The 22,780-nt window shown below is 45.5% G+C and carries 21 protein-coding genes; 12 read left to right on the top strand and 9 right to left on the bottom strand.

The genetic code is table 11. The features are described from left to right. Positions 1 to 5 precede the first annotated feature (5 nt). The gene (locus DW862_RS12925) at positions 6 to 1,163 is read left to right on the top strand and encodes an MFS transporter (RefSeq protein ID WP_008022625.1); all 1,158 of its coding nucleotides are present in this window, start codon (positions 6 to 8) and stop codon (positions 1,161 to 1,163) included. 103 nt (positions 1,164 to 1,266) lie between these two features. Here the strand turns inward: DW862_RS12925 and DW862_RS12920 are convergent, their stop codons facing one another. Continuing rightward, a complete protein-coding gene (locus tag DW862_RS12920; protein WP_004316962.1) occupies positions 1,267 to 3,483 on the bottom strand; it encodes a bifunctional (p)ppGpp synthetase/guanosine-3',5'-bis(diphosphate) 3'-pyrophosphohydrolase in 2,217 nt (738 codons plus the stop codon). A 106-nt stretch (positions 3,484 to 3,589) separates the two neighbouring features. On the opposite strand from DW862_RS12920, the gene DW862_RS12915 reads away from it, so the two are divergent. From DW862_RS12915 to DW862_RS12895, 5 genes are all read left to right on the top strand, one after another. Further along, entirely contained in the window at positions 3,590 to 5,107 is a 1,518-nt protein-coding gene (locus tag DW862_RS12915) for a DUF4301 family protein (protein WP_008022623.1), read from the top strand. Between the two features lie 144 nt (positions 5,108 to 5,251). Continuing rightward, on the top strand, positions 5,252 to 5,875 hold the full coding sequence (locus DW862_RS12910; protein ID WP_004315311.1) for a chloramphenicol acetyltransferase: 624 nt from the start codon (positions 5,252 to 5,254) through the stop codon (positions 5,873 to 5,875). A 34-nt stretch (positions 5,876 to 5,909) separates the two neighbouring features. Further along, positions 5,910 to 7,304: an acyloxyacyl hydrolase gene (locus DW862_RS12905; protein WP_008022621.1), complete on the top strand. Its 1,395-nt coding sequence runs from the start codon at positions 5,910 to 5,912 to the stop codon at positions 7,302 to 7,304. A gap of 47 nt (positions 7,305 to 7,351) precedes the next feature. Continuing rightward, positions 7,352 to 7,915, top strand: a complete 564-nt coding sequence (locus DW862_RS12900; RefSeq protein WP_004315309.1) for a Crp/Fnr family transcriptional regulator — start codon at positions 7,352 to 7,354, stop codon at positions 7,913 to 7,915. Positions 7,916 to 8,012: 97 nt separating this feature from the next. Next, complete coding sequence (locus tag DW862_RS12895; protein ID WP_120068663.1) at positions 8,013 to 9,167, top strand: acyltransferase; 1,155 nt, start codon at positions 8,013 to 8,015, stop codon at positions 9,165 to 9,167. A 111-nt stretch (positions 9,168 to 9,278) separates the two neighbouring features. Here the strand turns inward: DW862_RS12895 and DW862_RS12890 are convergent, their stop codons facing one another. The 6 genes from DW862_RS12890 to DW862_RS12865 form a co-directional block, all read right to left on the bottom strand. Further along, positions 9,279 to 10,199 (bottom strand): Rpn family recombination-promoting nuclease/putative transposase, encoded by a 921-nt coding sequence (locus DW862_RS12890; protein ID WP_120068660.1) that lies wholly within the window; start codon positions 10,197 to 10,199, stop codon positions 9,279 to 9,281. A gap of 279 nt (positions 10,200 to 10,478) precedes the next feature. Beyond that, a complete protein-coding gene (locus DW862_RS12885; RefSeq protein ID WP_049702681.1) occupies positions 10,479 to 11,423 on the bottom strand; it encodes a fimbrillin family protein in 945 nt (314 codons plus the stop codon). A 43-nt stretch (positions 11,424 to 11,466) separates the two neighbouring features. Continuing rightward, entirely contained in the window at positions 11,467 to 12,411 is a 945-nt protein-coding gene (locus DW862_RS12880; RefSeq protein ID WP_120068657.1) for a fimbrillin family protein, read from the bottom strand. A gap of 53 nt (positions 12,412 to 12,464) precedes the next feature. Next, positions 12,465 to 13,349, bottom strand: coding sequence for a FimB/Mfa2 family fimbrial subunit (locus DW862_RS12875; RefSeq protein WP_120068653.1), 885 nt, complete (start codon positions 13,347 to 13,349; stop codon positions 12,465 to 12,467). Continuing rightward, positions 13,331 to 14,320: a DUF3575 domain-containing protein gene (locus tag DW862_RS12870; protein ID WP_243636485.1), complete on the bottom strand. Its 990-nt coding sequence runs from the start codon at positions 14,318 to 14,320 to the stop codon at positions 13,331 to 13,333. Before DW862_RS12870 ends, DW862_RS12875 begins: the two co-directional genes overlap by 19 nt. A 436-nt stretch (positions 14,321 to 14,756) precedes the next feature. After that, a complete protein-coding gene (locus DW862_RS12865) occupies positions 14,757 to 15,698 on the bottom strand; it encodes a site-specific integrase (RefSeq protein WP_120068647.1) in 942 nt (313 codons plus the stop codon). A 205-nt stretch (positions 15,699 to 15,903) separates the two neighbouring features. On the opposite strand from DW862_RS12865, the gene DW862_RS12860 reads away from it, so the two are divergent. The 6 genes from DW862_RS12860 to DW862_RS12835 all read left to right on the top strand — a co-directional run bounded on the left by DW862_RS12860 (position 15,904) and on the right by DW862_RS12835 (position 20,394). Then, complete coding sequence (locus tag DW862_RS12860; protein ID WP_049702685.1) at positions 15,904 to 16,200, top strand: DUF4248 domain-containing protein; 297 nt, start codon at positions 15,904 to 15,906, stop codon at positions 16,198 to 16,200. A 432-nt stretch (positions 16,201 to 16,632) separates the two neighbouring features. After that, on the top strand, positions 16,633 to 17,268 hold the full coding sequence (locus DW862_RS12855; protein WP_049702686.1) for a hypothetical protein: 636 nt from the start codon (positions 16,633 to 16,635) through the stop codon (positions 17,266 to 17,268). Between the two features lie 8 nt (positions 17,269 to 17,276). After that, positions 17,277 to 18,656: a replicative DNA helicase gene (dnaB, locus tag DW862_RS12850; RefSeq protein WP_120068643.1), complete on the top strand. Its 1,380-nt coding sequence runs from the start codon at positions 17,277 to 17,279 to the stop codon at positions 18,654 to 18,656. A 189-nt stretch (positions 18,657 to 18,845) separates the two neighbouring features. After that, a complete protein-coding gene (locus tag DW862_RS12845; RefSeq protein WP_120068640.1) occupies positions 18,846 to 19,367 on the top strand; it encodes an HU family DNA-binding protein in 522 nt (173 codons plus the stop codon). A gap of 258 nt (positions 19,368 to 19,625) precedes the next feature. Further along, the gene (locus DW862_RS12840) at positions 19,626 to 19,919 is read left to right on the top strand and encodes a hypothetical protein (protein ID WP_049702687.1); all 294 of its coding nucleotides are present in this window, start codon (positions 19,626 to 19,628) and stop codon (positions 19,917 to 19,919) included. A gap of 25 nt (positions 19,920 to 19,944) precedes the next feature. Beyond that, a complete protein-coding gene (locus tag DW862_RS12835; RefSeq protein WP_120068638.1) occupies positions 19,945 to 20,394 on the top strand; it encodes an N-acetylmuramoyl-L-alanine amidase in 450 nt (149 codons plus the stop codon). A gap of 134 nt (positions 20,395 to 20,528) precedes the next feature. Here DW862_RS12835 and DW862_RS12830 read toward each other — a convergent pair whose 3' ends face one another. Together DW862_RS12830 and purT are read right to left on the bottom strand one after the other, a co-directional pair. Continuing rightward, entirely contained in the window at positions 20,529 to 20,999 is a 471-nt protein-coding gene (locus DW862_RS12830; RefSeq protein WP_120068635.1) for a GNAT family N-acetyltransferase, read from the bottom strand. Positions 21,000 to 21,019: 20 nt separating this feature from the next. Next, a complete protein-coding gene (gene purT, locus DW862_RS12825; protein ID WP_120068699.1) occupies positions 21,020 to 22,186 on the bottom strand; it encodes a formate-dependent phosphoribosylglycinamide formyltransferase in 1,167 nt (388 codons plus the stop codon). Positions 22,187 to 22,780 lie beyond the last annotated feature (594 nt).

The raw sequence follows: 22,780 nt of genomic DNA, 5'->3' as shown, positions 1-22,780 counted from the left end.
AGTATATGGCAGTTAAATTGTGGACAGTTCATTTTATGCGGATATGTGTAGCTAATTTGCTGTTGTTTATATCCTTGTATGTGTTATTTCCGGTACTTTCCGTAGAGATGGCCGACCGTCTCGGAGTGCCGGCCGCACAGACAGGAGTAATCTTTCTTTTTTTCACCTTGGGGATGTTCCTCATCGGTCCTTTCCATGCTTACCTGGTAGATGCCTATAAACGTAAATACGTATGTATGTTTGCCGCTGCCCTGATGGTAGTGGCGACGATTGGGTACGCCTTTGTGACGAACTTCACAGAACTAATCCTGTTGAGTACCGTGCAAGGACTGGCCTTTGGCATAGGCACTACTGCCGGTATCACCTTGGCTATCGACATCACCCACTCCACACTGCGGAGCGCGGGAAATGTCAGCTTCTCGTGGACGGTACGTTTGGGAATGCTTTTGGGGATTATCCTCGGAGTGTGGCTCTATCAAAGCCACTCATTCCAAAACCTGCTCACTGTATCTGTCATAACCGGAGCTGTAGGAATTCTCATGCTATCGGGGGTATATGTACCTTTCCGTGCGCCGATTGTCACTAAACTCTATTCCTTCGACCGCTTCTTATTGCTTCGTGGATGGGTTCCCGCTATCAACCTGATTTTGATAACATTTGTTCCGGGCTTACTGATTCCAATGGTACACCCTTTCCTAAACGATTTCGTACTCGGAAACGTGGGAATCCCCGTACCGTTCTTTGTCGGCACAACCCTCGGATACATTATCTCCCTGTTCATCGCGCGCCTGTTCTTTTTTAAAGAGAAGACACTGCGCTTGGTCATTATAGGAATCGGGTTGGAAATGGTAGCCATGTCCTTATTGAACACAGACCTTTCGATAGGCATCTCTTCCGTACTCTTGGGATTGGGTTTAGGTTTAACCATGCCGGAATTCCTGATGATATTTGTGAAACTATCCCATCATTGCCAACGCGGAACAGCCAACACTACCCATTTGTTGGCAAGCGAAGTTGGTATCTCCCTGGGTATCGCTACTGCGTGCTACATGGAATTGGATACAGACAAGATGCTCCATACCGGACAGATGGTAGCTTCTATCGCTTTGCTGTTCTTCGTATTGGTCACTTATCCTTATTATATAAAGAAGAAGGTAAGATAAAATAGACAGAAGAACAAAAGAACATATTTCAGGAGTGATGATTGTTTTTTGATTTTCATCATACGTGTCCAAAAATATGTTCTTTTGTTCTTCTGTCTTAATTTTAATTCCTGCTCACCTGTTTTACTCCCTTCACCGTCCGTAATTTCTTGATAAGAGCCTCCAAACGCCCCGTATCACCCACCATTACCGTCAGTGTGCCAGAGAACAACCCATCGTTCGAATCAATACCGATAGAACGTAGCGTGATACCATTCTCTTTCGAGATGATCGAAGTAATATTTGTCACGATACCAATATCATCATGTCCTACAACGCGCAGCGTGATCGGATATTGCGTACCTTCCGACTTGCCCGCCCAGCGAGCCTTCACGATGCGGTAGCCGAAGCGTTCGCGCATCTGGTTCGCGTTCGGACAATCCGACCGGTGTATCTTGATACCGCCGCTCACCGTTACGAACCCGAACACATCATCGCCATAAATCGGGTTACAACATTTAGCCAGTTTAAACTCCAGTCCTTTCAGATTCTGGTCAATCACCAGTACATCCTCTTTAGATGTCGTTTCCTCCTGCGCGGTTTGCAAATTATACCCTTCGGCACTCCGATAAACAATTTCATCGTGTGTATCGCTGTCCCGTTTCTGCTGTTCGATGTATTTATCCAGAATCTCGTTCACATCCAGTCCGCCATCGGCAATCCGTTGATAAAATTCCGTCACGTTCTTGAATCCCAAACGCTTGATGAGGCGCATCATGGTCGCTTCATCATACTCCAGTTTGCGGTTCTTGAATTTCCGTTCCAGCGTCTCTTTGGCAAACGCATGTTGGCGTGCCACCATCTCTTTGAGCGCCTGGCGTATCTTGGTGCGTGCTTTGGAAGTCGTCACGATGTTCAGCCAGTCCTGTTTCGGAGTCTGGGTGTTTGAAGTCATGATCTCCACCTGGTCGCCGCTGTTCAACTTCTGCTTCAACTGCACATTCTTGCCGTTCACTTTCGCGCCGATACACTTGCATCCCAACTTACTATGTATATGGAAAGCAAAATCGAGCACCGTAGCCCCTTTAGCCAGCTTGAACAAATCCCCCTTGGGCGTAAAGACAAACACTTCATCCTCGTAGAGATCCATCTTAAACTGATCCATTACCTTCATCGAGTCGTTGTCCGCGTTCTCCAACGCCTCCCGCACGGAAGTCAACCACTCGTCCAAGCCCGTTTCTCCTTTGATACCTTTATATCTCCAGTGCGCAGCCAGTCCGCGTTCCGCGATCTCGTCCATCCGTCGGGTACGTATCTGCACTTCCACCCATTTCCCTTCCGGGCCCATCACGGTGATGTGCAACGACTCGTAACCATTACTCTTCGGTATTGAAAGCCAGTCGCGCAGACGCTTCGGGTTCGGCTGGTACATATCCGTCACAATCGAATACACCTGCCAGCACTCCTGCTTCTCCTTCGCCGGGTCCGGTTCCGAATCCAGGATGATACGGATGGCGAACAAGTCATAAATCCCCTCAAAAGGAGTCTTTTGCTTCTGAATCTTGTTCCATATCGAATGAATCGACTTCGTGCGTCCCTTGATGTCGAACTTCAGTCCCGCTTCCGCCACCTTCTTTTGGATCGGTTCGATAAAAGCGGCGATATACTTGTCGCGGGAAGCCTTCGTTTCGTTCAGCTTATCCTTGATGAAATAATATGTCTCTTTCTGCGTATATTTGAGAGACAAATCCTCCAGTTCTGATTTCAGCTTATACAATCCCAGCTTGTGGGCCAGCGGAGCATACAGATACGCTGCTTCGTTTGCCACCTTGATCCGGTCCTCCTCGTTGCCTGTATCCTTTATTTTGCGCATCACGTTCACGCGGTCGGCAATCATAATCAGGATTACGCGCATATCCTCCGCAAACGACAGCAGCAGATTACGGAAATTCTCCGACTCGATGGCAGGGCTTTTGGCATACAGCTCGTTCGTCTTCACCAATCCCTTGATGATGCTTGCCACGTCTTCACCATATTCGGCGTTCACCTCGTCGATAGATAATACATGACCTTTCACGATTTCGTGCAACATGATCCCGATCAGGCACGAACCTTTCATACCGATTTCCTCGGCAACGATCACTGCTGTTTGTAAATCTCTGATAACGGGATTCATCCCGAAGTTATTGCGTTGCAGACCGTTACATTGGGCCGCCTTGATAAGATGTTTCTTTAACTTTTGGCAATCTCTCCAGAAAATACTGTCTCCGGCAGACTGCAATAAATGTCGATAGAGTGAAAAAAGCTCCTTTTTTTCCTCCAATGTAAAAAAGTCGTCCATATTCAATCTTGTTAATTCGATGTAAAAGTAGTTTTTTTTCCGGTTATTCGGCAAGAAGTAAATAACATTTTGTATTTTTGGGCATCAATTAATAAAATTAGATATTATGATAACGACACAGGACAAAGAGTTGCTTGCCAAGAAAGGCATCACGGAAGAGCAAATTGCAGAACAATTAGCATGCTTCCAGACGGGATTTCCCTTTTTAAAACTGGATGCGGCAGCTTCCATCGAAAAGGGCATATTAGCTCCCGACGCAGAAGAACAGAAGGCTTATCTGGCCGCCTGGGATGCATATACAAACACAGATAAGACTGTTGTGAAGTTCGTGCCTGCCTCCGGTGCTGCAAGTCGTATGTTTAAGAATCTATTCGAGTTTCTGTCCGCCGATTATGACCAGCCGACTACCAAGTTCGAACAGTCTTTCTTTGACGGAATCAAGAATTTTGCTTTCTATGACGATCTGAATGTGGCCTGCCAGCGTATCTCCGGAAAAGACATTCCCGGACTGATGGAAGAAGGCAACTATAAAGCAGTGGTGTCCGCCTTGTTGGAGACTGCCGGACTGAATTATGGCGCACTACCGAAAGGTCTGCTCAAATTCCATAAATATCCCGAAGGCTCCCGTACTCCGATGGAGGAACATCTTGCCGAAGGTGCTCTGTATGCAGCCGGCAAGAGCGGCAAAGTGAACGTACACTTCACCGTGTCTACCGAACACCGCGAACTTTTTAAGAAGCTCGTGACGGAAAAAGTGGACGACTTCGCCAAACGTTACGGCGTAGACTATTACATCACCTTCTCCGAGCAGAAGCCAAGTACCGACACCATTGCTGCCGATATGGACAACCAACCGTTCCGCGACAACGGCAAACTACTGTTCCGTCCCGGTGGTCACGGCGCGCTGATTGAGAACCTGAACGACTTGGACGCAGACATCATCTTCATCAAGAACATCGACAACGTAGTGCCCGACCGTTTGAAAGACGACACCGTTACGTATAAGAAACTGATTGCCGGAGTGCTCGTGACCCTGCAAAAACAAGTATTCGAATACCTCACGCTGCTCGACAGCGGCAAGTATACGCACGACCAGATGATGGAAATGCTTCAATTCCTGCAAAAGAAACTCTTCTGCAAGAATCCGGAAACAAAAGATCTCGAAGACTCCGTACTGGCTATCTACCTCAAAAACAAGTTCAACCGCCCGATGCGTGTCTGCGGAATGGTGAAGAACGTAGGCGAACCCGGCGGCGGTCCGTTCCTTGCTTACAACAGCGACGGAACCATCTCCCTGCAAATTCTCGAAAGCTCGCAGATCGACATGGACGATCCGGAGAAGAAAGAAATGTTCGAGAAGGGTACGCACTTCAATCCGGTAGACCTCGTATGCGCTGTGCGTGATTATAAAGGACATAAATTCGACCTGGTGAAATATGTAGATAAAGCTACCGGCTTCATCTCCTACAAATCGAAGAACGGTAAAGACCTGAAAGCCCTCGAACTTCCCGGCTTGTGGAATGGTGCGATGAGCGACTGGAATACCGTCTTTGTAGAAGTTCCTCTTTCTACCTTTAACCCGGTGAAGACAGTGAATGACTTGTTGCGTGAGCAACATCAGTAATTGTATATCTATTGTTCACCACAGATTACACGGATTAACACAGATTCTTAATTACCGATAATGGTTGAGATACAAAAGAAAAAAGGATGCGTCCGAATTCAATCTGTGTTAATCTGTGGTGAAACTTAAAAAAGAGTGTTTAGAATGAATCAGATAGAGAAGATCATTGATATTGCTACTTGGAACAGAAGAGAACATTACGAACATTTCAGTGCTTTTGACGATCCGTTTTTTGGAGTGACGGTCAACGTAGACTGTACGCGCGCGTATCAGGAAGCCAAAGACAAAGGCGTTTCCTTTTCCCTGCTCGTCCTTCACCGCATCGTGACTGCCGCGGCTGCCGTGGAAGAGTTCCGTTACCGCATCGAAGGCAATCGAGTGGTGTGTTATGACAGTCTTCTGCCCGAAGCTACTGTGGGCCGTGCCGACCACACCTTTTCTTTTGCCGCTTTTGAATACGATCCGGACGAACTTGTCTTTATTCGTCGGGCAAAAGCCGAGATGGAACGCCTGCAAGCCACTACGGGACTCAACAAAGGAGGTACGTTTCATCCTAACGCCATTCATTATTCGGCTGTGCCGTGGCTCTCTTTCACCGATATGAAGCATCCCACCAATATGCGTTCGGGCGACAGCGTTCCCAAAATCTCCACCGGTAAATACTTTCGCGAAGGAGAAAGACTGATGATGCCCGTTTCCGTCACTTGCCATCATGGATTGATGGATGGCTATCATGTAGCGCAGTTTATCGAGAAGCTCCATTTATAAACTTCGTTCTGAAAAAGACTAACCAGACTATGATATGAGAGTAAAGATACCCAGACGGGAAATCATCCTATTCTGTTCCGCCTTGCTTTTCCCCGTTGCTTCGCTGTGCGCGCAAGAAGTGGGGCAGGAGGTGAAAGAGGTCAGGCAAGACGTGGAACAACTCCAGCAGGACGTCCGCGAACTTCGTGAAGAAGTGCGTAGATTGCAGGAAGAACTTCATGGATTCCGGCGCAACAGTTTCCCGCAATGTGGCATGGACACGGTAGCTCCTTACGTTCCCCATCGGTTCATTCACCGATTGGGGATAGAAGCCCGGCCGCAATACGTGTTCCCCACCAATCCTTTCCTGCAAGGAGAGAACGAACGGTGGAAGCCCATCCAAAGTTCCTTTGCTGCTCATCTGAAATATTCCTTCAAGTTTCGTCCCAACACCTGTGCCGACCGTATCTACGGCGGAGCCTACCAAGGCTTCGGCTTGGCCGTCACCACCTTTGGCGACCGTAAGCAACTCGGTGATCCGGTGACGTTCTACGTCTTTCAGGGCGCATGCATCGCCCGTTTCAATCCCCGTCTTTCGCTCAATTACGAGTGGAATTTCGGTCTTTCCGCCGGATGGGAACCATACGATAACGATTACAACTCCTACAACGGAGCGGTAGGTTCACGGGTGAATGCGTATCTCAATGCAGGTATCTACCTCAATTGGTCGCTTTCCCGTTATTTCGATTTTATCATCGGCGGAGATTTTACGCATTTCTCCAACGGCAACACCAAATTCCCCAACGCAGGAGTGAACACCACCGGAGCGAAAATCGGTCTGGTGTACAACTTCAACCGTGAAGAATCCGACCTGACCAAGTCTTTGGTCAAGCCGTATATTCCCCGTTTTCCCCGTCATATCAGTTACGACCTTGTGTTGTTCGGCTCGTGGAGACGGAAAGGCGTGTATGTAGAAAGCGGGAAGCAGATAGCTTCACCGGGCAGTTACCCCGTGGCGGGATTCAACTTTGCCCCGATGTACAACCTCAACTATAAGCTGCGATTCGGCGTCTCGCTGGACGGTGTTTATGACGGTAGTGCCAATGTGTACACCGAAGACCGGATTGTGGAGTACGATTACGATGGAGGCAGCGGCACTTCCGGACGCAGGTTTCTTGTGCCGGGCATTCAGCATCAGCTTGCTCTCGGACTTTCGGGACGGGCGGAGTATGTAATGCCGTTTTTCACCATCAATGTCGGTTTGGGAACGAATGTGCTGGGGCGTGGCGATTTGCGGGGGCTGTATCAGGTCTTTGCGTTGAAGATAGACGTGACACGTAGCTCTTTCCTTCACATCGGTTACAATCTCCAAAACTTTCAGACACCTAATTATCTGATGCTCGGCTTGGGATTCCGTTTCAATAATAAGTATCCTAAGGTGCGTCATTAGAAATGTCCGTCCGGTGGCCTGTCGAATATCAAGTAAGGAATCTCAAAATGGAAAACATTATTCAAAAAATCAGAGAAATCTATCCGGTATCCGATGAAGCGCTTCAGGCGCTTCAGGCGAATATGGAACTGCGATATTATCCTAAAGATACCTATATCGTCCAGTCGGGGGTAACAGACCGCCTGGTTTATTTCATTGAAGAGGGCATTGCCCGTTCCGTATTCCATCACAACGGACAGGATACTACTACGTGGTTCACGCTGGAAGGCGACATTACGTTCGGCATGGATTCGCTCTACTATCAGCAACCGTCGGTGGAGAGCATTGAAACGCTTTCCGATTGCAAAATCTACGTCATCCATATCGACAAGCTGAATATGCTCTACGAAACCTATATCGATATAGCCAACTGGGGGCGCATCCTGCATCAGAATGTCAACAAAGAGCTTAGCCACATGTTTGTGGAACGGCTCCAGCTTTCGCCCAAAGAGCGGTACGAACAGTTCAACCGTCGCTATCCCGGACTGATAAACCGGGTGAAGCTGAAGTATGTGGCTGCCTTTTTGGGCATTTCCATCTACACGCTTAGCCGGGTACGTGCTAAAAAATAGTTTTCGGCAGGGCTTTTTTGCTTTTAAGCAAAAGAACTTCGTTTCGCAAACCGTATCTTTGCCATCTGAAAATACTAACTAACTAATAGAAAAACAGATGTCGAACATTTCTTCTTCAGCCTTTGCAGACACCAAAGCACATTATGATCTTCTTGACGGACTTCGCGGGGTAGCGGCTCTTATGGTGATATGGTATCATGTATTCGAGGGTTACGCTTTTGCCGGTGGTGGCAATATCGAGACTCTCAACCACGGTTATCTTGCCGTGGATTTCTTCTTTATCCTTTCGGGTTTCGTGATCGGTTACGCTTATGACGACCGTTGGGGCAAGAGTCTCACCATGAAAGATTTCTTTAAACGCCGTTTGATACGTCTTCATCCGATGGTCGTTATGGGTGCCGTATTGGGTGTTATCACATTCTGTATTCAGGGTTGTGTGCAATGGGATGGAACGCATGTAGCCATCTCCATGATTATGTTGTCTCTTCTTTGCACGATATTCTTCATTCCTGCCATGCCGGGTGTGGGATATGAAGTTCGTGGCAATGGTGAGATGTTTCCGTTGAACGGCCCTTGCTGGTCGTTATTTTTCGAGTATATCGGTAATATCCTGTATGCGTTGTTCATCCGCCGCTTGTCCAACAAGACGCTGACGGTATTTGTGGTGTTGCTGGGTGCAGCATTGGCAGCGTTTGCCGTTTTCAATGTCTCCACTTATGGAAACATAGGAGTGGGCTGGACGCTGGACGGGGTTAACTTCCTGGGCGGCTCGTTGCGTATGCTTTTCCCTTTCTCACTGGGTATGCTGATGTCGCGCAACTTCAAGCCTATGAAGGTGAAGGGTGCGTTTTGGATCTGTACCATTGCGCTGATTGCCCTGTTCTCTGTTCCTTATCTCGAAGGAATGGAGCCGCTTTGCATGAATGGTATTTATGAAGCGTTTTGTGTGATTGTGGCTTTCCCTATCATTCTTTGGATAGGAGCGTCGGGCACCACTACGGACGTGCAATCGACAAAAGTATGCAAATTTCTGGGGGATATATCCTATCCGGTTTATGTGATCCATTATCCGTTGATGTACCTGTTCTATGCATGGCTGATTGAGAATAAGCTCTATACGTTGGGCGAGACTTGGCACGTAGCCGTGTGCGTCTTTGTCTTGAGTATCGTGCTTGCTTATCTGTGTCTGAAACTGTATGACGAACCGATACGTAAATATTTGGCAAAACGTTTCTTGGGTAAGAAACGATAGTTTTCATTGATCTATTATATCTTAAAGCCCCGTTTTATCAAAAGACAAAACGGGGCTTTTAAATTTATAATCCGCTACCGTTTCTTGGTAGGGCTTTATTTTATGAATGTATTATAAGGCGTTAATTTCTTCTGCAGATAATCCGGTACCTTGAATAATCATTTCAGTGCTAAGTCCTATTTCTTTGAACTTACGGGCTATCTCGATTTGCTTATTCTTTTCGCCTTCTGCTAGTCCTTCTGCTTTACCTTCTGCTTTACCTTCTGCAAGTCCTTCTGCCAATCCTTCCATTCGTCCTTCCAGTTTGGCTCCATCCAGTACATCATTTTGAATCATGATAGCATTCAGATGTTCGTCGTAAGCATGACGTTCTTTGGGATTCATATTATAATAAACGAGTTTCCGGCGAGCTTCTGCAAGACCGGGGGCTTGCGTATCGGGTCGGATGCGGCCTGTTTTCAGGTATTCTATCCACTCTTCAAGGGGAGTGACAGCTACCTTGTCGAATTCGTTCACCCGAATAAGGAAATATTCGGGAAAGATTTCGCTGGGGAGCTTGCTCACTATCGCATTCTTTTCTTTGGTGCTGACCAATAATTGATCTCCCGTATGTACGCCTAAAAACGTATTCTGTCCGTGGTACAGATAATCATCACCTATACCGATGTCGAAATAAAGAATACTCACGGAGTAGATTTTCTTCACCTCATAGTATCGTTCGCCTAGCGAAATATGCTCGGTGATTGCTTTGGCAACTCCATACAGGATGCGTTCCAGATAATACAGCTCACGGGTATTTTGAATTTCTACAATAATGATTTCCCCTTTACTATTTTTTGCTTTAATATCTACCCGGTTGAATTTATCGTCAATAGTCTGCTGGTTGCTTTCGCTTTCCAGTAGTTCGATGATTTCTACTTTCTCGTTCAGGAGTACAGTGAGAAGCCCTTCGAGCACCCCGAAGTTGGCTTTCTGGCGTAAAAGGCGTTTTATGGCCCAATCAAATCTGATATAGCGATCAGTTGTTTCCATCTTTTGATTTTATATAATGAACGTACCTACAAAGATAATCATTATTTCTGTTACTCAATCGATTATGAACAATGTTTTCTTCTACCTATGGTCTCTTACTTAATTTGATATACCACATTTACAGTCCTAAGATGTTTAAAGACAAAGAGAAAGTAGAAAGTCCGGGAAAGTCCGAGCTTTCTACTTTCTCTTTTAATATAATAGGAGGACTAGGGAACTTGTATTACATCTTCAGCATACTAGCATATTACTAGGGGATTTTTGCTCCGGAGATGTTTTTTACAGAGTTGTATCCACTTTTCCATCATTAGGTAAAGTTACAGGATCCCAAGGAGAAATAATAGCATTTTCCACTTTTAGATCCGTCTTGTTTACGGTTACAGTATACGTATATTCCTTTCCGGCTTCGGTTTCAAAAACCTGACTGCCAGTAAATAATGTTGTATGAAGAGTATATCCGTCGTACTTGTTATTATACACTAAATCCACCTTCATACCTCCATCAACACGTTCGCCGGGACATACTATAAAAGTATAATAAGTCGCATTATCTGCCGCAACATAATTTCCACTAAATCCCCAAACAGCAGAATAAGCAAAATTCAATTCTTCTGCACTTCCAATCGGTTCCACCTCGCCTGTCTTAATATTAAATGAAACTTGAGAATGTAAATTCGAAAAAACGATGTTCCACCACGACGCAAAACCACTCGCGGAATTATAACCATTTCCTGGCACTAACTTTAAGACCACCTTACTCATTTTATGTTTAAATTGAAAATCAACTTGAGGATCGTCTTTTGTACCTGTTGCTTCAGCATACAGGAAATCTATCTGGTCGTCCAAATACGTAGAATACTGTTCTAGCAGCTTCCTTGTAATCTTATTATCTGTAATATCCTTGGCAGCAGCATACGGATAATATGCCGTAAACTGACCTTCCTCATCACCATAATAAATAACATTCGAATATGGTTTAAAAGCATTTCCACTCGTCCACTGATAACGGTAATTCGAATAACTCATTTTACCGCTCGTTCCAAAAACGCCGATCTCGTCTCCAGACTGCCATGTCGTATTTTTCATACGCGTTGTTACTCCTTCAATTCCGGCTGTCACTTCCACTGCCACCTGTTTGCTATCGGTGATATTGTTCATTTCACTATTATCACACCCTGTCAATGTTGCAACCAAGGCAGCTGCAAAAAAATAGACTTTTCTCATAACTGTATTTTTTTTAGTTTATATTTATTATTAATCTACTTAATTAATGCGCATCTACTCCGCCGCCGTTCACCGGAGTCCATTCGGTAATAGTAGCTCCTGTGATCTCTATTTTTGTACGATGCAACTTCACGTCATACGTATACTTACTGCCTGCTGCCAATGCTTTATCCATTTCCCAAGTGAAAGGAAGATCATTGTCATTGTTCAAATCGAAAGTCAACGTGCGCGATGTAGTCGCGTCGGGTAATAAAATTGCTTCACACAAAGCACCGGACTTTGTTGTAAGTAGTGTGATGTCTGTTGTTTCCGCACCCGCCGTCAGAGTACCATCGGAAAGATTAAATGTGGCTGTGGTGTGTTGTCCGCCCACAGTGACACTAAGGTTTTCTAAATCAGCAGCAGTCAATCCGTCTCCCGGTGTAATAGTCAACACCAGTTTGGAAAGTTGATGGCTAAAATTGAACGATACTACCGGATTATTTTTTGTATACCCTTCCGCTTTGTCGGCATACATGAAATCAATAGCCTCCTGATTACTTTGGTCGGCAATATTCAGAGAACAAGTATAATCCGTCAACGGAGTGACAAATGGATAATAAGCATAAAAATCCACTGTACCGATAATCGGAAAATAGATTCTATTTGTATTCACTTCTCCCGGTTCTTCCGGCGTGACAGAAGGTTCAAATTTGCCATTGCCATTGGGGGTTATGTAACATTTATTGTCTGCTCCGTCGCAAATATTCTCCGACGTAAGCCCTACACCGTTTCCGGAATACACCATAAAAATTCCAATTTTATCATTGCTGCCCCAGTCCGTATCTATGGCACGGCTTACGGAAGCCCCTTTTGTGCCGATCTCGCCCTTTACAGTCAATGCCGTACGTCCGTCGGGCGCAGCGGTCGGTTGAGATTCGTTGTCATTGCCGCAAGCTCCCCATAAGGCAGCCAACGCAACATAAAGTACTAATTTCTTTTTCACCATTGTCTTTCAATCTATTTGTTGTTATTATTCTGTTCTGTTTACAACACGTGCAATCAATGAATATCCACATGTCCGCCTTCTACCGAATTCCAACTATTTATATTACCGGAAAAATCTCCTTGGGAAGGCAAGTCAAAGTTGGCCCCCAATACCAGCGGAGTCATCGAACCGTCGAAACATTTCTGCAATACTTCGGTAAGGTCTGTCTTTATCGTGTACACCGATTGGTTGTTTAATGCAACAGCTATTCTAAGCTCCTGTTTTTCTTCCGCGATAATTCCCAACAAACGGATCGTGGCGGTCAGTGTCGGCGTTCCGTCCTTTTCTTCTGTTTTTTCAAAAACAGGAGAAAGGGATACTCCTGTCGGGGAAACCCATGCTCCGGTCGCGAGATTTATACTGGAGGCAATGCCGCTCAATGTGGCATTTAAACTGGTGATGCGGTCGTGATCTCCTTCTTTGAGTTTCAGCACCAACGTCAGCTGACGAATATGTTGCAACATTCCCACTGTTACAAATAAGGTGTCATCTTTTACTACGTCCAATGTCTGCGTAGCGGAAAAGAGATAACCGGGAAGAGCTTCTATGTTATTTTCGTCTGTCGAAGCTATCGTGGCAACATCACCGGTGACGGTTATGGCTTCGGGGGTGTTATAAACCAATAATTCGTAAGCTGCCGGAGCAAGCAAAGAATGAAAAATATTCGTGTTTCCCTTCACGGGCTGTTCGTCGCTTTGCCCGGACTGGCCGGACACACGAAGCGTATACGATACAGGCTGCACGGCCTGGTCTGCACGGCTGCTCCAATCTGTTGTAATCACTATCGCTCCCTGTGAAGGATGGGGCGTGTTATCAATATCGTCTTTAACGCAAGAGGTCAGCATCAAGGCGACCCCGCAAAAAAGGGCTGCGCGGGAGGTTATTTTATTAGTTTCCATATCAGTGTGATTCCTAGTTGGTTAATACCCCAATAATTTTTTGTCTTACTGCCTTTGTGGACGCGGACATCATTGATGAGTGCGTATTCGTCATAGTCAGCGTAAGTGTAGCCTGCTCCGGCGTGGAAGTCGAGAGAAAGCGAACGGTTCAGGTTGAAGATATAACCGCCTGTCAGTCCTCCGCCTTGATAATTGCCTTGCTTGCCGGTCTTGCCCAATTTATAATGAAACTCGCCCGTATGATACATGACACCTAAAAAGCCTTTGCCTTGTTTGCCCAGGTAATAACGCACTTCGGGAGAGACTTTCCAAAGGGCATAGCGACGGTTCTTATGGTCCCAGCTCCATGTGGTCCAACTACCGTTGAGCAAGAGACCGAAATGACGGTTCATCCGCCATTCGAATCCTAAATCCGGAGTAAGAGTAGCCCAATGAAGCAGGTTGGCACGCAGAGTGAGATGATGAAAGTCGGATGCCTTCAACGGAGTTTCAGTCATTTCCGAAGATGTATCCGTCGGGGATGTTGAATCTGCGGGCGTTTCCTGCTTCGGTTTTTCCGGTGCGATGATGAACGTTTCTTTTTCTTCGACAATTGGTTTTTCTTCTACTTCTTCTTGAGGAAAACGCAGACGAACGATAACAACATGTCGTAAATCCCCATAAGGTGCAGTGTGGTTGTGAGTGATAAAACAGGATTCATTCAAGCCTTTTTCGAGGATCAGTTCGGATTTCACACGGTTGCTGCTGACTCTGGCGAGTTTTAGATTTTCGACAGATGTGGGCTCGGAAGCGCAATAGCCGTCTATCAATAAAGGGACTTCACCACTAAGAATGGTAGCTTTGTGGGTTTCAACCACAGCCAAAAGATGATCCAACTGTGTTTCGTTATCTTTCCACGGGACATAGAACATATCCTTATGGGAAACAAAGCGAAAAACATAAACGGTATCAGGAATCTGATTCTGTGCCATAGAACTGACAGGCAGTAGAAACGGCAAAAACAAAAGTAAAAGATAAAATTTGCGCATTAGCATCTTATTGTATTTTGAGATTATTGTACCTCTAGTTCAACCTACATATAGCTATTTCCCACATCCGTTACTTTGTAGGTAACGGAAGAGTCTTCGTGTCTGCTCTTTCGGGAGTAGCCGCGATGCTGAAAGACGATTTTGATAATAAAATATCTTACCCCTGCTTCTGACAAGCGGCAGAGGAGAGGGATTCTTTTGCTAAAATTCAGACATTAATGAAGCCTTGATACAAAGAAGTCTCGTGTTCTGATTGTATTATTCCGTTTTTGAGTGTTTTATTAGAAAAAATGTTCGATTTAATTTGGATATTTTAAGAAATGTGCTCATCTTTGCGGCATCGATTTCTTTCGTTACCTACAAAGTAACGGTCTGTTCCTTAGTGTATTGCGTGGCCTGTTAACTGCTTCACGAAATCTATAATCTGTCTGTTTGCTTCGTCTATTTTTTTACTATGAAAGGGCTTCAAGTATGTCTCCGTCACGGTGATAGATGAATGTCCCATTGCTTCGGAAATGATTCCCGGATGGATTTCGCAGTAATAAGCTGTGGTAGCCCACGTGTGGCGGGCGGCGTAAGAACTCAACTTGTCTTCAAGTCCCAACATTTTTCCCAATGATGCCAATTGATGGTTAAAGTTGCGCAATGCCAGCTGATATTCACGATATGCTTCTTCCGTTCCCTCTTTGCTTCGCAGGATGGGAAAGAGATAGGGCGATTCAGAGTTGCGGTTCATGTGTTTTTGCAACAAGGACATTGCTTCCGGTGTCAGCGTCACGGACAAGGAACGGCCTGTTTTGCGGCGGCGGTAAGTAATCACATTTCCTTGCAAATCATTCTTGCGGAGATAGGCCAGATCGACAAACGGCAATCCGCGAAGCAGAAACATCAGGATAAACCAATCGCGTGCTTTCTCCACCATAGGAGGGATGCGGGACTGGGGCAGCCGGGTGAATACTTTTCTCATATCTTCACCATCCAACGCACGTTGGCGGTCGGCACGTGTACCCGTATAGACCGATCGGAACAAATGAGGTACATACACAGCTTTCCGCCGGTCTACGGCACGGTTGTAAACTGCCCGCAGCGTTCGGAGATACGTAGACACCGTGTTCCAACTGCATCCGCGTTCGCGCAGACTGATTTCAAAACGTTTCACCCATTCGGACGTCAGCTGACGGAACATTAACTTCTCGGACCCCTGAAAAGTGAGAATCGCATTCAAGGTGCTTTTATATACATGAGCAGTCCCCAAATTTCCCCTTCCTTGCAATTCGGCAGTCACTTGCCTCATAAACGAGAATAGATTTTCTTTCTTCATTCAGTTTTTTTTTAATAATTATTATTTACGAATTATCATATTTGTTTAAATTAGTAAAACAAAAATGTAAATATAATCGGACATCTGCAATTTAAAGTATAAAAATAAAAATATTTTATCTATAATTAATGGGAATAATTTTATAATTTTGCGAAAAATATGAACCTGATGAACAGGAGTCATGTATTAATTAAACATTTACACAATGAATGAAAGAAAGATAGCCCAGGAGGGCTACGTTATTAATGGTTTCAAACCATTTTCCCAGTTGGCAATGGAATACTTTCCCGGCAATCCGGGAATTGATTTGTCCAGAAAAAGAATGCGTGAAAGAATTGATGAAGATTTAGCTCTCGCCGCAAAATTGAGTGCTTTGGGTTATACTTCTCATACCACATATTTAAGTCCGAAGATGCAGGAGATCATTGTCCTGTACCTGGGACCTCCCTATATTGTAGTGCCCCATATTTATCTGACCCTGTTTGACGAAAAGAAACTTTAATCTTCAAAAATGGAAAATCGAACTATATATTTTTAAATATATAGTTTATTATTTATATATTTATAATAGTTCCGCATAGCGTTCGGGACGTCTTTTGGAAATGGTAGGTAACGGGTTGTGATATAGTGAGTTATCTGCTGTTTGAAAGTGTTCCGCTATGCGTTCCGTTAAAAAGTCGTTTTTCAGCCTTCGGACAGAGGCTCCGAATCTGTCGGATAGAGCTTTCGTTTGATACTTACAGAGACTCCGTTTCAGGCAAACGGAGTCTCTGTTTTTTTCCTTCGCTTCCCGGGAGCTTGTATAAGTCTGGTAAAGAAGATATTTACAGTTCCGAACATACGATTTACATTCAAATACCTCTGATACCGTCTATCCGATTAGGGGATTGATGCCGGATGGAATACCTTTGCCGAAAATTTTAAAACATTAGATATGCAGAATTTCAATCTTCAACAAATGTCCGGAAACGGTTATATTATTATTCCCAAACTGATGTTCGCAGAGTATATGAAGAATTGCGACAACCATGAAGGCGACATAGAGGCTTTCTTGAAATTGCTTATGAAAGTGAACTATTCCGAAACGGAATATACCGATTACTGGTGCAAGAAGAGTGTGTGTAAAAGAGGCGAAAGCCTGCGCAGCTACCGGAGTTGGAGCGATGTTTTTCATTGGTCTGTCAGCAGGACGTACCGTTTCATGCAGGGTTTGAAGTCGAAAGGAGTGATTGAAATTATTTCGCACGACGACACTTCCGCCCTGCATATCCGGGTGGTGGATTATGAGAGCTGGGTGAGCGTGCCTAAGGCCGAACCCGACAGTGTGAAGCGGCAGAAGAAGGAAGCTAAAGAGAAGTTTCTCCTCTTTTGGAACGAGTATCACAACGTCACCCAGCTTCCCAAAGAGAACATTGCCAAGGCGCAGCGCGAATGGAAGAAGTTGAGCGACAAGGAACGGGAACTGGCCGTCGGGCACATCGAGGAATATTACTTCCATCAGACGAACGCCAACTTTCTCTTGCACGCCTCTTCTTACTTGGCAAACAAGGCATTCTTGAACGAATATTGAGGTGGAAGATGGATACGGAAAATAGAGTTTCGCCACAGGCTCCCGAAATAGAGGAAGCCATCATAGGAGCTTGTATGATAAAGCAGGAGGCTCTGCCGCTGGTAGCGGACAAGCTCCGTCCGGAAATGTTCTACGTGGAGCGCCATCGACTGATTTTCTCGGCTTTGCTGGCAATGTACCAGGCGGGTACGAAGGTGGATATTCTGACTGTAAAAGAAGAGCTTCTCCGCAGGGGGACGCTCGAAGAAGCGGGCGGGGCGTATCAGGTCACTTTGCTTAGCAGCAGGGTGGCAAGCTCCGCGCATATCGAGTATCATGCGCAGATCGTGCACGAGAAATATTTGCGTCGTGAGATGATTGTGGGGTTGAATAAGTTGCTTGCCTGTTCGCTGGACGATACGCTGGATATTGCCGATACGCTGGTAGATGCTCATAATTTGCTCGACCGTCTGGAGGGTGAGTTCGGGCATAACGACTGTATGCGCGATATGGATACGCTGATGGCGGACACGATGAAGGATGCCGAGCGGCGTATCATCAGGAGTGTGAACGGCGTGACAGGTGTTCCGACGGGGCTGACGGATTTGGATCGTATGACCTCCGGATGGCAGGACGGTGATCTGGTGGTTCTCGCCGCCCGTCCCTCGGTGGGGAAAACGGCTTTAGCGTTGCATTTGGCACGTAGCGCGGCGATGGCGGGGCGTGCCGTGGTAGTGTACAGTTTGGAAATGCAGGGGGAGAGGTTGGCAGACCGGTGGTTGATGGCGGCGAGCGAAGTCAACCAGCGACATTGGCGGACAGGAGTGCCCAGCGAGCAGGAGATGTCGGAGGCACGTGCGGCGGCTGCAGAACTTTCGCGCTTGCGGATACACGTGGATGACAGTACGGTGGTGAGTATGGATCATGTGCGCTCAAGCGCGCGGTTGCTGAAAAGCCGGGGGGAGTGTGACGTGATTTTTGTTGATTATTTGCAGCTTTGCGATATGACGACGGGGCAAAGTAACCGTAACCGTGAGCAGGAGGTGGCACAAGCCACTCGGAAAGCGAAGATGCTGGCTAAGGAGTTGAATGTGCCGGTGGTGCTGTTGAGCCAGTTGAATCGTTTGGCAGAGGGGCATATCGACCGGCGGCCGGAGTTGAGCCAGTTGCGCGAGAGTGGCGCCATCGAGCAGGATGCGGACGTGGTGATGTTGCTCTATCGTCCTGCACAGGCTCGTATCACGACGGACAAGGATAGCGGTTACCCGACGGAGGGACTGGGCGTGGTGATTGTGGCCAAGCAGCGCAACGGGGAGACAGGAAATGCCTACTTTCACCATAATCCGGAAATGACGAAAATCGGTGATTATGTGCCGCCTTTGGAGTATTTGCTGAAACATGCCAAGTGATTGGTGCTTTTGTTTGACTAATAGGATGCATATTTATACGCTATTATTTTAGAATTATCTTTCTATTTTTAGTTGTGATCAGGAAGAAAATAAACGGGTAAAAACTTGACTTTTGATGTTTGATTTTGTATCTTTGTGATGTCGAAAGAAGAGAAAATATTATTACTTAAACCTTAACTTTTTTAAATTATGAATGTATTGGTGGAGCGCTATCAGCGCAGAAAGTATGTGAATCAGGAAGATTCGCAGATGTTGTATTATGTACGCCAGAAATCGGGTACAGTGAGAGTGATGGATGTCAATAAGCTGGCGGATGCCATCGAGGCGAATTCTTCGCTGACGGCAGGAGATGTGAAACATTCCATCGAGGCTTTTGTGGAGCAGTTGCGTTTGTCGCTCACACAAGGTGATAAGGTGAAGATTGATGGGTTGGGAACCTTTCATATCACGTTAAGCAGCGAGGGGACAGAAAAGGAGAAGGATTGCACGGTGCGCAGTATTCGCCGGGTGAATGTGCGTTTCGTCGCTGATAAGGCGCTTCGTCTGGTGAATACCAGTCATACCACGACCCGGGGGGAGAATAATGTGGATTTCGTTCTTGCAGGAAAAGGGGTGGACGGCTCCGATGATGAGAACGGGGGCGGAAATCCCGGCGGCAGTGGAAATCCCGGTGGCGGCGGAAGCGGAGAGGCCCCGGACCCGGCGGCATAAGGCTGGATGAAGAATTGAGAATCGGGAACTGGGAACCAGGGATGAAAGGCTTGGGGATGGTTTCCGGTTCTCTTTCTTTATGGGTTTGATTCTTGGGTTTTGTAGGCTTTGTTGTCTTTATTGTTTTTTGTTATCTTGATGGGCTTAATTGATTTCATAGGCTTTATTGTCCTCATTGGGATTTCTTCTTTTTCAATTCTCTTTTTTCGTTCGTTTCATTCGTTTTTATGTTTCATTCTTCATTTAATAGAAAAAATCATGTTAGATAAAATTCTCGATATTATAATGACGATTTTGCCTTTCTTGGGTGGTAATCGTAAGAAGCGCAAAGAAATGGCGCAGGAAGTCAAAGAGTTCAGCGAACTGGTGAAAGATCAATATTCTTTTCTAATGGAACAATTGGAAAAGGTGTTGAAGGATTATTTCGACCTTAGTTCGAGAGTGAAAGAGATGCATACGGAGATTTTCTCGTTGAGAGGTCAACTTGCGCAGGCTTCTGCTTTGCAGTGCGTCAAGAAGGAATGTGTACAGCGTAATGCGCTGGAAGCCTGAAGGGGGGTAGATGTCATATAGTATGATGCGATCTATAAACCTGATAGTGATCCATTGTTCCGCCACACGCGAGGACAAGAGTTTTACGGAGTACGATTTGGACGTCTGCCATCGCAGGCGGGGATTTAATGGAACGGGGTATCATTTTTATATCCGTAAGAACGGTGATATAAAATCTACCCGGCCGATAGAGAAGATTGGTGCGCACGTCCGTGGCTTCAATAGTGAAAGTATAGGTATCTGTTATGAGGGTGGACTCGATTGTGAAGGGCAGCCCAAAGATACCCGTACAGAGTGGCAGAAACACTCTCTGCGCGTACTGATTCTTACGTTGCTGCGTGATTATCCGGGTTGCCGGGTATGCGGGCATCGGGATTTAAGTCCTGACCTGAACGGGAACGGTGAGATAGAGCCGGAGGAATGGATCAAGGCTTGTCCTTGCTTCGATGCTGAAACCGGATGGAACCAAGTCTGAAAGGAAAAGAGGCTGTCTTAACAGGTTCGGAAAAAAGAAATCACCCCTGTCAGTTCAAATTCTGATAGGGGTGAAATCGTTAAAAAGAGACTTGTTAGACGGCCTCTTTGGTAGGCTTTTTTATCTCGTATTTTCTAATAGAGCTGTTTACTCATCTTATAGTTGATAAGACGTAATTGATTAGCTTTTCGTTTTTGTTCTTCATCAACTTGAAAACCTTGTTTCTCGAAAAACGGTTTTGCCGTGATGCTAACCTCCGATGTTAATCTTTTCGCACCTCTTTCTCGTGCGTATGCTTCGAGATATTTATACAAAGATGTCGCAATGCCTTGATGCTGAAAGTCCTTATGGACAAACAGCGTGTGCATATATCCGTCATCGTTGACAGAGCCGAAGCCTACAATCACACCTTCTTCATTTTCTGCAACCACATAATGTTGCTCTTCGAAAAGCTCACCCCAATGTGATGTATCGTCTCCGCACGAAGCCCAGTCTGCTACTTCTTCGGCTGTATAATCTTTTTGGTTCACAGTCAGAACTGTGTGCTGATATAGCTCTTGTAGTGCTGGAATATCAGACAGGTTTACTTGGCGGATTCTATTCATCTTATCTCTAAATTTCTTATTTAGTAAACTTCTACTTTCTCTGCAATTCTCTTAGCCTTGTCGCGCAACGCATCCAAATCAGCATCGAGCGTAGCGTAGCAAAGCACCACACCCATACGACGGTTGACGCGTGTAAACGGTTTGCCGAATATACGTAGATAGGTATCTTCTTCTTTGGTCACTTCTTCCAGTCCACGATATTGAGGGCGTTCCTGACTGGCAATCGGAGAGAGGATGACGGCACTTACGCCTATCCGTTCTTGCTTGATGCCCGGAATAGGCAGACCGAGCACGGCACGCAGGTGCAATTCAAATTCATTCAGATTTTGTGTTCCTGCCAAAGTCACCATGCCGGTATCGTGCGGACGTGGAGAAAGTTCGGAGAAATAGACTCCGTTTTCATGGCTTAGGAAGAACTCAACTCCCCAAAGTCCTGCGCCTGTCAGCGCGCGGGTTACTTTTTCTGCCATCTCTTCCGCTTCTTTCAAATGAGCAGGATCGATGTGTGCAGGCTGGAAACTTTCGCGATAGTCGCCACCTTTCTGCACGTGTCCGATAGGAGGGCAGAACAGGGTGGGACCGTTCTTTTGAGTAACGGTGAGCAGGGTGATTTCGCTGTCGAATTTGATAAATTCTTCAATGATAAGCTCGCGGATATCGCCACGGCTTCCGCTGCATCCGTATTCCCAGGCGTGTTCAAGTTCGTCGGCACTCTTCACCAGCGACTGTCCTTTACCGGAGGATGACATCAACGGTTTAACGACACAAGGGAAACCGATTTTAGCGGCAGCTTCTTTCAGTTCGTCCAATGTTTTGGCGTAGAAGTATCTGGCTGTTTTCAGTCCGAGCTCTTTGGCGGCAAGGTCGCGGATAGCTTTACGATTCATTGTGAAGTTCACGGCACGGGCGCTGGGCACTACCTGAATGCCTTCTTTTTCGAAGTCATACAAACGTTCTGTGCGGATCGCTTCAATCTCCGGAACGATAATGTCCGGCTGGTGTTTCTTTACGGCGCGCTCCAGTTCTTCACCGTTCAGCATATCGAATACTTCAAATTCATCAGCCACTTGCATAGCAGGTGCTCCCGCGTATGAGTCGCAGGCAATGATGTGTTGACCTTTACGTTGAGCTGAAATTACAAATTCTTTTCCTAGTTCTCCGGAACCGAGTAACAGTATTTTCTTCATCATTTTGAGTGTTTTATATTAGTGGTGCAAAATTACAGCAAAAAAACGAGATTATAATTGTATATGCGTTGATTATATTTTTCTTTTATTAAAGATTGGTGTGAATTTTAGTGTGTAAACGTGTAATATAGAGAAATGGATAGTGAGAAAATAGGAAATATGGCTTTAAACTTTCTTAAGGAAAGCGTGGAAAAACAATGTTCGCTGTGCTCGAACACAAAACTAGTTGTTTGTGCTACTATTTTGTGTCATGGCTAAATCCTTGATTTTAAACAATGAGAAAGGAAACTGGATACGGAAATTTAGTTTATTGATATATTATTATCTCAAAATCTATTTTGCTATTGATTTGTAGTCTAAATTCGCCTAAATTGGTCAATCTGTAGCTATTATTAGTCTAATAAGTGTTATCGAACGACAAATTATAAAAAAGGAGTAACAATGATACAGAATTGTTTCTACATTTGTGCAGTTGTTTCTTTAACTATTTCTAGTGGTAGAAGTTTCTAGGATATAGAAAATAGTTGAACAAAAAATTAATTCAACTGTTTATTATAATATTGAAATTAGGTAAAACGCGAAAATGTTTATTCC

The organism is Bacteroides sp. AM37-9 (genome assembly GCF_003603455.1).
Classification (GTDB): domain Bacteria; phylum Bacteroidota; class Bacteroidia; order Bacteroidales; family Bacteroidaceae; genus Bacteroides; species Bacteroides xylanisolvens.
This window is presented reverse-complemented; position numbering and strand designations above follow the sequence as displayed.